General features: G+C 62.2%; 12 protein-coding genes. 8 read left to right on the top strand and 4 right to left on the bottom strand.

The features are described 5' to 3' along the window. Positions 1 to 12: 12 nt before the first annotated feature. Positions 13 to 654, top strand: coding sequence for a glutathione S-transferase family protein (locus tag ACYVNQ_RS20735; RefSeq protein WP_460904450.1), 642 nt, complete (start codon positions 13 to 15; stop codon positions 652 to 654). A gap of 46 nt (positions 655 to 700) precedes the next feature. Here the strand turns inward: ACYVNQ_RS20735 and ACYVNQ_RS20740 are convergent, their stop codons facing one another. Beyond that, positions 701 to 2,092, bottom strand: a complete 1,392-nt coding sequence (locus ACYVNQ_RS20740) for an MmgE/PrpD family protein (protein ID WP_460904451.1) — start codon at positions 2,090 to 2,092, stop codon at positions 701 to 703. A gap of 79 nt (positions 2,093 to 2,171) precedes the next feature. Next, positions 2,172 to 2,915 (bottom strand): FCD domain-containing protein, encoded by a 744-nt coding sequence (locus tag ACYVNQ_RS20745; RefSeq protein ID WP_460904452.1) that lies wholly within the window; start codon positions 2,913 to 2,915, stop codon positions 2,172 to 2,174. 441 nt (positions 2,916 to 3,356) lie between these two features. On the opposite strand from ACYVNQ_RS20745, the gene ACYVNQ_RS20750 reads away from it, so the two are divergent. From ACYVNQ_RS20750 to ACYVNQ_RS20760, 3 genes are all read left to right on the top strand, one after another. Then, complete coding sequence (locus tag ACYVNQ_RS20750; RefSeq protein WP_460904453.1) at positions 3,357 to 4,652, top strand: MFS transporter; 1,296 nt, start codon at positions 3,357 to 3,359, stop codon at positions 4,650 to 4,652. After that, positions 4,649 to 5,407, top strand: a complete 759-nt coding sequence (locus tag ACYVNQ_RS20755) for an SDR family NAD(P)-dependent oxidoreductase (protein ID WP_460904454.1) — start codon at positions 4,649 to 4,651, stop codon at positions 5,405 to 5,407. Before ACYVNQ_RS20750 ends, ACYVNQ_RS20755 begins: the two co-directional genes overlap by 4 nt. 488 nt (positions 5,408 to 5,895) lie before the next feature. Beyond that, complete coding sequence (locus ACYVNQ_RS20760; RefSeq protein WP_460904455.1) at positions 5,896 to 7,053, top strand: porin; 1,158 nt, start codon at positions 5,896 to 5,898, stop codon at positions 7,051 to 7,053. 397 nt (positions 7,054 to 7,450) lie between these two features. Here ACYVNQ_RS20760 and ACYVNQ_RS20765 read toward each other — a convergent pair whose 3' ends face one another. Then, the gene (locus tag ACYVNQ_RS20765) at positions 7,451 to 7,720 is read right to left on the bottom strand and encodes a hypothetical protein (RefSeq protein WP_460904456.1); all 270 of its coding nucleotides are present in this window, start codon (positions 7,718 to 7,720) and stop codon (positions 7,451 to 7,453) included. A gap of 199 nt (positions 7,721 to 7,919) precedes the next feature. Between ACYVNQ_RS20765 and ACYVNQ_RS20770 the strand changes: the two genes are divergently transcribed. From ACYVNQ_RS20770 to ACYVNQ_RS20780, 3 genes are all read left to right on the top strand, one after another. Beyond that, complete coding sequence (locus ACYVNQ_RS20770; RefSeq protein ID WP_460904457.1) at positions 7,920 to 8,576, top strand: TetR/AcrR family transcriptional regulator; 657 nt, start codon at positions 7,920 to 7,922, stop codon at positions 8,574 to 8,576. Between the two features lie 297 nt (positions 8,577 to 8,873). Continuing rightward, positions 8,874 to 10,145 (top strand): MFS transporter, encoded by a 1,272-nt coding sequence (locus ACYVNQ_RS20775; protein WP_460904458.1) that lies wholly within the window; start codon positions 8,874 to 8,876, stop codon positions 10,143 to 10,145. A gap of 117 nt (positions 10,146 to 10,262) precedes the next feature. Beyond that, positions 10,263 to 11,459 carry a cytochrome P450 gene (locus ACYVNQ_RS20780; RefSeq protein ID WP_460904459.1) on the top strand — a complete coding sequence of 399 codons (1,197 nt, stop codon included), beginning with the start codon at positions 10,263 to 10,265 and terminating at the stop codon, positions 11,457 to 11,459. A gap of 100 nt (positions 11,460 to 11,559) precedes the next feature. Here the strand turns inward: ACYVNQ_RS20780 and ACYVNQ_RS20785 are convergent, their stop codons facing one another. After that, positions 11,560 to 12,438 carry a LysR family transcriptional regulator gene (locus tag ACYVNQ_RS20785; RefSeq protein ID WP_460904460.1) on the bottom strand — a complete coding sequence of 293 codons (879 nt, stop codon included), beginning with the start codon at positions 12,436 to 12,438 and terminating at the stop codon, positions 11,560 to 11,562. Positions 12,439 to 12,545: 107 nt separating this feature from the next. On the opposite strand from ACYVNQ_RS20785, the gene ACYVNQ_RS20790 reads away from it, so the two are divergent. Then, positions 12,546 to 13,517, top strand: a complete 972-nt coding sequence (locus tag ACYVNQ_RS20790; protein ID WP_460904462.1) for a nitrilase-related carbon-nitrogen hydrolase — start codon at positions 12,546 to 12,548, stop codon at positions 13,515 to 13,517. The last annotated feature ends 26 nt before the right edge of the window (positions 13,518 to 13,543 follow it).

A 13,543-nucleotide genomic window follows, 5' to 3' on the forward strand; every position in this document is an offset into this window, starting at 1 on the left:
CGGAGCTTCAGGATGCAGCTTTACGGCAGACGCAGTTCGATCAATGTGCAAAAGGTCTTATGGTGCCTTGCCGAACTTGGTCTTGGCGAGGGACACGACTACCAGCGCGTTGATGCGGGCCTCGAGTTCGGCGTCAACGATACGCCGGACTACCTCGCGATCAATCCGAACGGGCTGGTGCCGACGCTGATCGACGGCGAACGAGCGATCTGGGAGTCGAACACAATCTTGCGTTATCTCGCCGTGGCGCGCGGCGCAAATGGATTGTTTCCAGCCGATGCCGATGCGCGTTCAGAGGTTGACAGGTGGATGGACTGGCAGCTAGGTACGCTCTGGGCGACGCTGCGGATCACCTTTCTCGGGCTGACACGCACACCGGAGCCGCAGCGCAATTACGATGCGATACGTGCGTCGTTCAAGGAATCCGCACGGCTTTTGCGGATTCTTGACACACACCTCCAAAACCGTACGTTCATTGCGCTGGATCGCTTTACGTTGGCCGATATCGTGGTGGCGCTTGCGGCACACCGTTGGTATCTGCTTGCAGAGCGCTTCGCGCAAGTGCTGGCGACCGAGCCCGAAATGCCTGCGGTACTGCGCTGGCTGACAGCGGTGCGCGATCGTGCCGGCTTCAAAGTGGCCGTGGGTGCGTAGTGAAACAACGCGGCGCCTGCCTTTGGCGGGCGCCACGTACCTGGTCTTACTGCCGGAATTGCGTCACATCATCAAGGGTTGATGCGTCGAATGCCTTGCCGAACCAGCCTTGAGCCGCGTGTGCGAGTGCGTCGTTCCAGCCACCGTACTTCGCGTTATCGACAAATTTTGTATTCAGCGTCTGCTCGGAAAGCGGCTCGCGCGCACCGCCGCGCATATGCGGTTGCTTGATCTCATGCACGGTGCCGTCAAGCAGCGTCGCCCGAAGATGCCCGGTGAAATTCGTCGGATACTCGTTTTCCGGATCGATCTGATAACTGATCTTCGCAGCCAGTTCAAGCACGGCCGCATCGCGAATGCGCGCTTCGGTGAATTGCTCGAAGCCGGCCTTGCGGTCGAAGAAGCCGACAGCCATACAAAACGGCGTGCTGAATTTTGCCGCATATGCAGTCCGCGGACGATGCTTGACCGCGAGTTCCTCCCACAGCCGGTGGACCGTGCCTTCGCCGACCTCGCAGACGATGTCGCGGATCTGCTCAGCTTTCACGCCGCGTTCCGCAAGTGCGATCGCGCAGTCGATAAACGGTTGCGTCATCGTTCCGCATGCATACGGTTTGAACGCGATGGTGTCCATGATCCACGACTGGCCGAGCTGGTCGAGCACCGGCGTGAAATCGGGTGTGCGCGACGGCGCAAATGCCTTGAAAAAGCCGTGACGTCCTTCGAGCACGGTGCGCGGCCCATCGAACCCTCCGCGCGCCATTAGCGCCGCGCGGATGCCGGACTGCGCCGCCCAGCCTGCGTGCATACGCTTGGTCGACGTGCCTTCGGCGAGATATTCGATGATGCCGGACGCCATGCTGCCCGCGATGCCAAGCGCGGACGTCGCGGCCTGTGCGTCCAGCTGCAGCGCTGCCGACACGCCAGCCGTTGCCGCCAGGGCGCCGATTACAGCCGTCGGATGAAAGCCAGCAGAATGGATTGCGCGCGGCGCGACAAGGCTCAAGCGGCACATCAATTCCGCGCCCGCTGCAATCCCGCGCAGCAGCGCGTCGCCGCCGAGGTGTTCGCGTTCACACGCGGCGAGCACCGCCGGCACCACCACTGCACCCGAGTGCACCGGACCGCCTTCGAAGGTGTCGTCGTAATCTTCGCCGTGCGCCGCCGTGCCGTTGATCAATGCGGCATCGAACGCGTTGAAGCTGCCTTTATGGCCGAACGCCGTGCAGTTGCCGCTGCCCGGTTCAGTCGCGGCCAGAATTGCGCGGATATAGCTTTCGTCGCGCCCTGCCACGCACAGACCCGTCACGTCGAGCAACAGCATGCGAGCAGCTTCGACGGTGGAAGCGGGCAGGCGCGCCGCATCGATGTTTGCAATCCAGTTGCCGAGCTGATCAGCAATGCTTACTTTTGTGTCAGCGGCGGTATCGGTGCTCATACGGTGTCACGCTCCAGTGATGGTATTGAAAAATCCTGTCGAACGCTGCGTCATGCATCCCATGCACGCAGCGTTGCTCTTATTCGTGTCGCTCGGCGCTGTCGGGTTGCTTGGTGCCCGGTTCGGCGGCGCCTGGTTTGTTCTTGTCCTCTGCCGGTACGCTGGCCGTGCTCGCGCGCTGAAAGCCAGATTCGACATGCCGGCGCATGGTGCGCGCCACTGCGTCGAGATCGCGCGCAGCGAGCGCCTCGAGAATCATCCGATGCTCTTCGTGCGATGCCTGCGAGCTGCCTGAGTGCGAGAAGCCACGCCGGCGCAGCAAGTGCATCCGGTTGATGACCTGACGATACAGTGCAAGCATCGTCGCATTGCCGGCCATTTCGACGAGCCGGTCGTGAAACGCGATGTTCAGCGAAAAGTAATCGTTCAGTTCGCCGTCGTTCGAGCGTGCTTCGAGGCGATCGAGCATCTCGCGCAGCTCCGACAGTTCGCCGTCGGTGATCACGGCGGCAAGACGCCGGCCAGCCATTTCGTCGAGACCGGCGCGCACTTCATAAAGCTCCGCCGCTTCCGAATCCGAAATCTCGCGGATGTATGCGCCCCGATTTTTTTCCAGCCAGACGAGGCCCGCTTCCTCGAGCGCGCGAAATGCTTCGCGCACGGGGCTCCGGCTGATCTGCAGGTGATCGGCGAGGTCCATCTCATTGAGCTTCATACCCGCTTGAAGCTCGCCAGCCTTGATGCGGCGCAGGATTTCGTCCTGCACGAGGCCGGATAACGTGACGGAGCGTAGAAGTTCGAGTGAAGTGGCAGCGCGTTGCATGGCGGGCGTCCGGGTGGATGATGAAGAAATTTTACACTAGCGCTTGCATCCTGACGATTGTCGACAATATACTTAAATCAAACGCAAGCTACAAGGTGCAAACGTCTATCGGATTTCGAGGCTAAACTCTATACTCGCATTTTGTCGACAATATACGGTAGGGTGGTGTGTCGCTCCGTCGGAGACTCCATGGCGTTTCCTGTTGCACCTACCGGTCCGCGGACGGGCTTCATTCGTACGCCGGCCGGCGACACTCGTCAATCTCCCTGCCTGATCTGTCACACAATACAACGCCGCGCAACGCAATAACGAAGCGACCACGCATCAGCGAGCAACCAGCAAGCATCACGAACTTGTAAGGCTAGCCGCGCAAGCTGCCACGGCAGCGCGGCTCATACGGAGACGCAACATGCAGCAACGCAATCAGCGGGATCACGCACGATGAAGACGAACATGTTCAGAGGCGCAACGGGGCGCGTCTTCATACTGATCTGCGCGATGTATTTCATCGAGTACATCGACCGGGTCAACCTGTCGATTGCCGCTCCGCTGTTGAAATCGGAATTGCATCTGAGCAACACGCAGCTGGGTATCGCGCTGTCTGCGTTCGGTTACTGCTACGCGACGTTTCAGATCATCAATGGGTATCTGGGTGACCGCATTGGGCCGCGCCGCATGTTGGCCATCTCCGGGCTGCTGTGGGCGATCGGTACGCTGACTACAGGCGTGGTCGGCGGTCTCAGCACGCTGGTGTTTGCGCGTATGTGCGTCGGTCTCGGCGAAGCGGGCACCATCCCCAATGCGACGCGCGCGATGACGAACTGGGTGCCGGTCGCGCGGCGCGGTTTTGCACAGGGCTTTACGCACGCAGCCGCGCGCGCAGCTGCGACGATTACGCCGCCGCTGCTGGTCTTGCTGTTCCCAGTGCTCGGCTGGCGCGGCTCGTTCGGAGCGCTGGGTTGCGTGAGTTTCGTGTGGGTTGCGGTGTGGCTACTCTATTTCCGCGACGATCCGCGCACGCACCGTGGCGTCACGCAAGCCGAGATCGACGTGCTGCCGGCCTACACCGGTCCGCGCCATCGCACGGCGGTACCGTGGTGGCCGCTGATCAAGCGCATCATGCCGGTGACGCTGGTGTTTTTTTGCCACGCATGGACGCTGTGGCTCTATCTGAGCTGGCTGCCGAGCTTCTTCGTCGGCGAGTATGGGATCGACCTCAAGCACTCGGCACTGTTTACGTCGGGCGTATTTCTCGCGGGCGTAATCGGCGATACGGCCGGCGGCATGCTGACGGACGCCATCTATCGGCGTACCGGCGATGTGAACAAGGCGCGCCGCAACGTAATCGTATTCGGCTTCCTCGGTTCGCTGATCTTGCTGTCGTGCGTGCTGTTCGTGCGCAATCCGACCGTGATTACGTTGTGCCTTGCCGGCGCGCTGTTCTGTCTCGAAGCGACCGAAGGGCCGATCTGGGCCGTGCCGATGGACGTGGCGCCTGCATTCGCCGGCGTTGCAAGCGGCTTTGTCAGCACCGCAGCGGGCCTTGCCGCGATCGTGTCGCCGCTCGCGTTCGGCATCGTGACCGACATGACCGGCAGCTATCGCGTGCCGTTCGTGATGTCGATCGTGCTGCTGCTGATCGGTGTCTGCCTCGCGTTCTGGATTCGCCCGGACCGTCGCCTGCAGGCGCCCAACGAACCTGTTAATTCTACAAAGTCTCTGGAGGCACAGTCATGAATGCAGTATCGCGCGAACGCGTCGCCGTGGTTACCGGCGCCGCACGCAACATCGGACGGGCAATCGCGCTCGAACTCGCGGCGTCGGGCGCGACGATCGTCGTGAACGCACGCAGCTCGGTGGACGAAGCAGCGGAGACGGTGCGTGCAATCGAAGCGATTGGCGGGCGCGCGGTAGTCGAGCTCGCCGACGTGAGCGAGCTCGACGGCGCGCAAGCGTTGATGGATGCCGCTGCGCGGCGTTTCGGGCAGATCGACATACTGGTGAACAACGCAGCGCTGCGGCGCGAAGTGGCGTTCGAAGACCTCGACTGGCAGCAGTGGCGCGAAGTGATGTCGGTGATTCTGGACGGTGCGTACCTGTGCGCGCGCGCCGCATTGCCGTACCTGCGCAAAGCCGGTGGCGGTGCGATCGTCAATATCGGCGGCATGTCGGCGCATGCGGGCTCGGCGGGACGTGCACACGTGATCGCCGCAAAGGCAGGCCTCGTTGGTCTGACGCGCGCGCTCGCGCACGATCTCGCGCCGGACAACATCACGGCCAACTGCGTGGTACCGGGCCTGATCGCCACGCAACGCGGCGGCGCTGCAGGCAATGCGGAGCCGGCGCACCACGCGGAACGCAAGACCCTGCTCGGCCGACGCGGCTTGCCGGAAGAGGTGGCAAGCGTCGTCGGATTCCTGTGCAGCGACAAGGCGCGCTACCTGACGGGCCAGGTGATTCATGCCAACGGCGGCGCGTATCTAGGCAGCTAAGGCAGCCCATGGGGCGTTGCGCAACAAACTCGCGCGACGCCTCACAGTGCAACGGCGATGATCTCGCCGGCCGCAGTGTTGATGCGCATGCGGCGCACGCCAATTCATAAACACACTACTATTGCGACGCACTTTGTGCGTGGCCTTTGCGCGAGCCGCTGTGAAGGCTTTGCGTGTTCGCATGGCGCTATCGGACGGTCATCCGGTGAACGTGCCAATTCGACTCGAATTCTGCTGTAGTCAATAACCAATAACGTGCAATTCCATTCCGCCGATTCCGCTTCGGCAGAAGGGGCAATGTTGCCATGGTTTATTAGGAACCCTTAGTTGAAAATGAGATGACAGGCAGTCGTGAGATTTGTTGTGATTTTCTTATTACTGACTGTCTGATCAGACAGCATCATGAAGTGCCCGAATGGCGGAATCAGTTGAAAAGATAATTTATGTGGCTTGTTCAATCTGCTTTATAAATTCAGGAGGCCGAAGACGTGAATCGTAAAACGAAGAAAATAGTCTGTGCGTTAGCATTAGGAGGAGTTGGAGGAGCAGTACACGCGCAAAGCAGCGTAACGCTATACGGACTGATCGATGCAGGTGTCACCTATGTGAACCACACTGCTGCGGCGAACGGTCATAGCCACAGCCTGTTCAAATTCGATGATGGTATCGATGGTGGTGACCGCTTCGGGCTCAAGGGCGTCGAAGATCTCGGTGGCGGCTATAAGGCGGTATTCACGCTCGAAAACGGTTTCGGTCTGAATGGCACGCTTGGCCAGGGCGGTGCGCTATTCGGGCGTCAGGCATTCGTCGGTGTGAGCAAGACTGGAGTAGGCACGTTTACGATGGGGCGTCAGTATCCTTTCGCGCACGACTATCTGAATCGTTATTCAACCGGTGGTCTGACCGCGGGCGATGCCTATTTCTATCACATCAACACACTCGATTTGCTGTCCTCGGTGCGGATCAACAACTCCGTGAAATTCGACAGCGTACGCACCTATGGCTTCAAAGTGGGTGCAATGTACGGATTCTCGAACCAGGCAGGCGAATTCGGTGGCTCTCAGGGCGTGGGCGGTACGAACGGTTCGTCGCGCAGCTATAGCTTCGGTGTCGACTACAACCATGGTCCGTTCAGCATGGCGTTCGCGTATACGGACATCTCGTATCCGCTGCAGGTCGGACCGGCGCTGAAACTGACGCTAGCCAACGTGCCGGCGGTTGGCGCGCGCGATCTGCGTTCACTGGGCGTCGGGGCGAAGTATGAGTACGGGCCAGCACTTGCCTATGCACTGTGGACCAACACACGCCTCGAGAATCTCGATCACAGCGCGGCCATGCTGAATATCTACGAAGGCGGTGTGGTCTACAAGTTCGAGCCGATGCTCGCCGGCACCATCGGCTATACGCATACGCAGCTCACCGGCGCGGCGAACGGCACGTGGAATCAGATCAACAGTTCTGTTGAGTATCAACTGAGCAAGCGCACGACGGTCTACTTGCTCGCGGCGTATCAGAAGGCCGGGGGCTCGAACAACGGCGTGCCGGTGCAGGCGATGATCGGCAAGGCTGCGAATTTCATCGGCAATTCGGGTAGCGATGCGCAGAGCCAGCTGGCATTGCGCATCGGCATGCAGCACCGGTTCTAACTGAACCACACAGCGGCGACGCGGGCCATTGGCCCGTATCACCTCGCACCGGAGAGCATGCTGGCGCGCTCTCCGGGTAACCTCTCAGCCTTCATCCATTCATCGCGCGCCAGGCTTGTGCCTGATAGTGTGATCGAAGCGGCGCGCGCCGTGTTGATGCCGCTGTGCCACACACACCGATGCTGGCGATGCCGGTGTTGAGCTCCAGGCAAACCGCGCTACAGGGGGCGGATACCTATCCGTGCTCCATTGGGCTTCGATGCCATCCCGCGACGCGATGGCGAGGCCGCCGCCGAAGCCATGCGCGCGCCAACGAACTGTATCGAACCTTGAGCAAACAGTAACGGCCCGCAGCACGCGCGTGCGGTCTTCCACACGCGCTGCCATGCAGCCACGCTTACTTCGCTGCCGTCGTTTCAACGCTTGCCGGCGCATCGACTGCGCTGACCTTGGTCAGCACGGTTGCCGGTACGTGACGCGCTTCTTCCTGCGAAACCGCACCCACGAACTTCCAGCCGGTCGGCATCTTCACGAACGTGAAGCCAGTCGGCTGATCGACGAATACCGCATAGGTTTTGGCGGTGTCGTGCGACACGGTTTGCGCTTGCGACACGACGGGGCCGGCGAGTAACGCCGCGACAGCAACTGCAGACAGAATCGCTTTCATCTTTCACTCCTTGATTGGATAACAGGGCAGATCAGTCGCTCAAACCCGTGAAACCCGATCGGTTCGAGCCAGCTACAGATGCACCGCCTATTTATGTAACGACCGGTACGGATTTAATCATTGACGGCCGTCCCACGTCCAGTTATTTTTGTCGATATCGATACATAAATGAGTTGCTCAATCCGCAACAAGGTGACGTATGTCAACGAATGAAGAGGGTGTCGGGCACCGGCCACGAGGCCGCCCGCGGGAATTCGACCGGGCGGCCGCCTTGCGGCGCGCGATGGAGGTCTTCTGGAAGAAGGGTTTCGACGCGTGTTCGATGGGCGATCTGAACGATGCGATGTCCATCAATTCGCCAAGCCTTTATGCGGCATTCGGCAGCAAGGAAACGCTGTTTCGCGAGGCCGTCGAACTATATGTGCGGGAAGAGGGCGGCGCGGCTTTCCGCGAACTGCAGGCGCACGAATCGGCGCGCGACGCGTTGCGGGCGATGTTTCGCACCAGCGTGGCGCTGTTTACGGGGGCGCAGGCGCCACGCGGCTGCATGATTTTTCTGAGCGGCATGAGCGTCAGTGCGGCTCACCCCGAGTTGCGCGAATTCTTGCGCAAACTCAGGCGAAACGTGGCGCAGGCCATTGCCGCGCGGCTTGCGCAGGCGAAAGCGCAAGGCGAACTGAACCCCGATGCGGATACGAAAGCGCTGGCCAGCCTTTGCGTTACGGTGTTCTCGGGCCTTTCCATCGAAGCACTGGACGGCGTCAAGCGCGCGGCGCTCAACGAGGCAATCGAGCAGTTTCTCGCGACGCTGCCGTGGCGCGAGCGCAAGACCCCGGGCCTTAAACCATCCCTGTAAGGCCATCCATTTCTCATCGACAAGATTATTGACAATATTTCTGAACATCCGCCACACTGCGCCGTCAGACGATAGCGCGACCGCACGGCATCAGCACTGCGTTGCCGGCGGAGGGGCCCAAGCCGAAAGCCAATCGACGGCTTGCCCACGACGCGTTCCCGAACGGAACGAAGGAGACGAGCGGATGAGTCAGGGTCACGGCGGGCACGGCGCTGCCGCTGCATGCACAGCAGCAGTGTCGAAAACCACGGCGCAAACCACATCGCACTTGCACCTCATCGCTGCCCCGGAGGCTCGATGAGCACGACAGTCCGCGAAGACGACACCAGCCTCGCCGCGTTCTATCGGCAGATGACATCGCCCGAGCGGCGCGCATTCTGGACCTGCTTCCTCGGCTGGGGTCTCGATTCGCTCGATTTCATGATCTACCCGCTGGTGATTGGCACAATCACCGCGCTTTGGCAGGTCGATGCGGGCATCGCGGGGTTCGCGGTGACCGTCACGCTGCTGACCTCTGCGGTCGGCGGCTGGCTGTCCGGTTATCTGGCGGACCGCATCGGCCGGGTGCGCACCTTGCAGCTGACAGTCGCATGGTTCTGCTTCTTCAGCCTCGTATGCGCGTTCGTGCAGAACTTCGACCAGTTGATGACTGCGCGCGCGTTGCTCGGTTTCGGTTTCGGCGGCGAGTGGGCCGCCGGTGCGGTGCTGATCGGCGAGACGATCCGGCCGGCCTATCGCGGCCGCGCGGTCGGCTCGGTGCAGTCGGCGTGGGGCGTCGGCTGGGGTGCCGCGGTGCTGTTGCAGGCCGTGATGTTTTCTCTGCTGCCCGCGCATCTGGCGTGGCGCGCGATGTTTGCGGCCGGCGCGCTGCCGGCGCTGCTGCTGATCTACGCACGCCGCCACGTGCACGAGCCGCGCATCGCCGAACGCGCGCGCGGCAAGGCCGAGCGCAGCGAGTCGACGCCGTCGCTGCTCGATATCTTCCGTGGCGCGAGCCTGCGCACTACCGTGCTCGGCTCGCTGTTCATGATGGGCTGCCAGGGCGGCTACTATGCAATCTCGACGTGGGTGCCGACCTTTCTGAAGACCGAACGGCATCTGAGCGTGATCAACTCGACCGGTTATCTGGGGTTCCTGATCGCGGGCAGTATTACCGGCTATCTGGCCGGTGCATGGATTTCCGACCGCTTCGGCCGCAAAACGCTATTCGTATCGTTCTCGATCGTCGCGATTGTCGCGGTGCTCGTCTACACGCAACTCGCGCTCAGCAACAGCGCGGTGCTGTGGCTCGGTTTTCCCCTCGGCTTGTTCTCGAGCGGTTACCTGTCCGGTGTCGGGCCATTTTTGACAGAGCTGTATCCGACCCGGATGCGCGGTTCGGGGCAGGGCTTTTGCTACAACTTCGGACGCGGCATGGGCGCACTGTTCCCGACTCTGGTCGGCCTGTTCTCGAAACACTTCGGGCTGGCCAATGCGATTGCGATGTTCGCGGTGTTCGCTTATGCGTTGCTGTTGCTGAGCGTCACGGCGCTACCCGAAACGCGCGGGGCCGAGCTGGACGAAGCTTGACTGAGGCTTGGGGACAGGTGCACGCGCCGCTCGTCGCGGCGCGATGGAATAAATGCTCGTATCAGGTGTTCCAAGGGTATCGGTGTATTCCCACCTCCATCTGACGAGCCGTCCTCAATGAAACTCGCTGATCTCGCGACCCCTGCGTTCTTCGACAATCCTTACCCAACCTATCAGGCGCTGCGTGCCGCAGGCCCGTTGGTGCCCATTGGGCCGAACGCGCTGATGTCGGGGCACTACGACGTGGTCGACACGCTGTTGTCCGATCGCCGCATCGGCAAGGACTATATGGCAAGCATCCGCCTGCGCTACGGCGAGGCGGGTCCGAACATGCCGCTGTTCCAGGGCTTTGCCCGGATGTTCCTGCTGGTCAATCCGCCCGTGCACACGCGTTTGCGCAGCCTGATGATGAAAGTCTTCAATGCGCGCCAGATCGAAAGCATGCGCGAGATCGCGCACACGACCGCACAGCGCCTCGTCGATGCATTCGAAAGCCGCGGCAGCGCCGACCTGAGCGCTGAATTCGCGTTTCCGCTGCCGGTCGAGATCATCTGCCGCATGCTGGACGTACCTGTCGAACATGCGAACCGGGTGGGTAGCGCGGCAAGCCAGATCGCGAAGGTGTTTGAACCCGCGCCGCTCGCCGCCGAGGAACTGCAAAAGTGCAGCGATGCATACGCACTTCTCGAGCAGTATTTCGGCGAGGTGATCGAGGCGCGCCGCACGAAACCCGGCAGCGACCTGATCTCGATGCTGATTGCCGTCGAAGAAAACGGCGAGACGCTTTCTCATGACGAAATCGTATCGAACGTGATCCTGCTGTTTCTGGCTGGGCACGAGACCACGTCGAACATGATCGGCAACATGCTGATCGCGCTGCATCGCAATCCGCAGCAACTCGAACTGCTGAAGGGCGATCACGCGCGAGTTCCACGAGCTGTGCTCGAATGCCTGCGCTACGACGGCTCAGTGCAGAACACGGTGCGCTCGGCGCAGGAGGATGTCGAAGTGGCCGGCGTGCGGATTCCGCGCGGCACGGTGCTGTTCCTGTCGCTGGGAGCCGCCAACCGCGATCCGGCTAAATTTACGGAGCCGGACCGCCTGAACATCGATCGCGACGAAGGGCGTGTGCAGACTTTCGGCGCCGGCATTCACCATTGCCTCGGCTACCGGCTGGCATTGATCGAGCTGGAAACCGCGCTCGGCGTGTTGCTCGAGCGCTTGCCGGAGCTCAGGCTGACCGGGCTCGACCAGCTGAGCTGGAACAAACGCGGCAACCTGCGCGGCGTCGATGCGTTGACGGCGGCGTGGTAGGCACGCTGCGGCAACGGTCGTAACGTGGGCGGCGCGCCACGCAACATGAGCGCAGCAAGCTCACCCTGCTGCGCTGTGTGCGCGGCGCGCGCCCGCGGCTTCAATTCCGCTTCTTCACCGCGTCCCGCACATACGCGACAAAGCGCTGCGTAACCGGGTCGTCGCGGTCGGCGCGCCATGCGATGCCGACCTGCCACTGCGCCGCGTCGCCGCCCAGTTTCAGCACGCGCGCATCGCGCAGCAGGTACTGTGCGTGCGACGGCAAGAACGCCGCACCGACTCCCGCCGCCACCGATGCCAGCACCGACTGGATATCGTCGGTCTGTTGAATCACGTTTGGTACGAAGCCGCGCTTGCCGCACCACAGGTCGATCTGCGCGGCGAGCCCTGGCCCGCGACTGCGGGCGAGCGTAATGAAACCGGGATCGTTCAACTGCTGCAAATCTGCCGGCAGGCGTTTCCAGCGCGCATGCTGAGGCACGGCCAGCGCCAGCGCTTCGTTGACCACCGCGAACGAAGCCAGCGCGGGGTCGGCCGGCAAGCGCACGAAGCCGATATCGAGCTTGCCTGACATCAGGTAGCGGGTTTGCTCGGCGGACGACATATCGTTCAACGTCACGCCGACATTCGGGTGCAGCCGCCGGAATGCGGCGATCAGCGGCGGCGCGAAGCTTAGTGTCGACAGCCCAAGGCCGACCCGCAAAAAGCCGCGCTTACCGCTGCTTGCTTCGCGGGCACGTGCGAGTACCGCGTCGGCGTCGCGCACGAGGCTCTGCGCATCCACGAGAAACGCCGCGCCGAATGGCGTCAGCTCGGCGCCGTGCCGGCCGCGCTCGAACAGCCGCGCGCCGACATTTTCCTCGAGGGCCACGATCTGCTTGCTGAGTGCAGGCTGGCTGAGCGCCAGTGCGTCGGCAGCGCGGCCGAAGTGACGCAATTCGGCGACGGTCAAAAAAGCACGCAGCAGGCGGATTTCCATTCATTCAATTCCAGATAGTAATCGAACAGCTCGAATAATTCATTTTACTGATCGATCGTGTAGCAGTTCAATAGCGACTGGCTTCTTTGACTGGTGGGTTGAACGTCATGGGTGCGTCGCCTGTTTCAACGCTGCGGGTTGCGGCGGTTCCATTTAGCGCGCGCTACGGCGACGCACCGCACAACGTCGCACGGATCGTTGCCGCGCTCGAGCGGGCGGTGACGCATGACATCCGGCTCGCGGTGTTTCCGGAGGCCAGCGTCAGCGGTGTGAGGATCGGCGCACGGGAGCGCCGCGCGCAACTCGACGCGCTCGCCGAGCCATTTGAAGGCGCTTCGATTGACGCGGTAGCGCAAGCGGTAGAGCGCACTGGCGTGGCCGCCGGCGTCGGCTGGCTCGAGCGCGGCATCGACGGGCGCCTGTTCAACAGCTACGCGGTTTGTATGCCGGGCGGGCTGCGGGTACGCCATCGGCAGCTCGTCTGCGCCGGACACCGCAGCATTGCCGGCGGAGCGGCATTCACCGTGTTCGATACAGGTTGGGGCGTCCACGCGGGCATTCTGGTCGGCGCCGACAATCATGCGAGCGAGAATGCGCGGATGACGGCACTGATGGGCGCGAACCTGCTGATCGCACCGTATCGCGCCAACCGGGCCGCACAGACGAGCAGCGGCGCAGACACGCGGCAACTGCTGGGTCGCACGTGGCCGGGACGAGCACTGGACAACGGCACGTTCGTGGTGTTCAGCGACGGCGGCAATGATGAAGCGGACGGTACGCATCCGTGCGGTACGGCGATGATCGTCGATCCGCACGGCAGTCTGCTCGCTGATAGCGCCCAGTCAAACGGCGCGGGTGCTAACGAGGACGCGCCATTCGTATGCGCAGAACTCGATCTCGCGCTGGCACGCGAAAACATTGGCCGGCACTGGCGCGCTGCGCGACAGCCCGCGTTGTACCGCGGCCTCGCGGATGCCGCGGCGCAGCCGGATGTGTTACCTGAGCGGCGTGCGGTGACGTCGCGCGGTTCGCTTGCACTCAGCGTTGCGGTCGTGCGCCGCGCGCCGCCGGTGGCGTGAATTCACACGACGCGTGGCTTGGCGAT

Source organism: Paraburkholderia jirisanensis, from assembly GCF_054782355.1.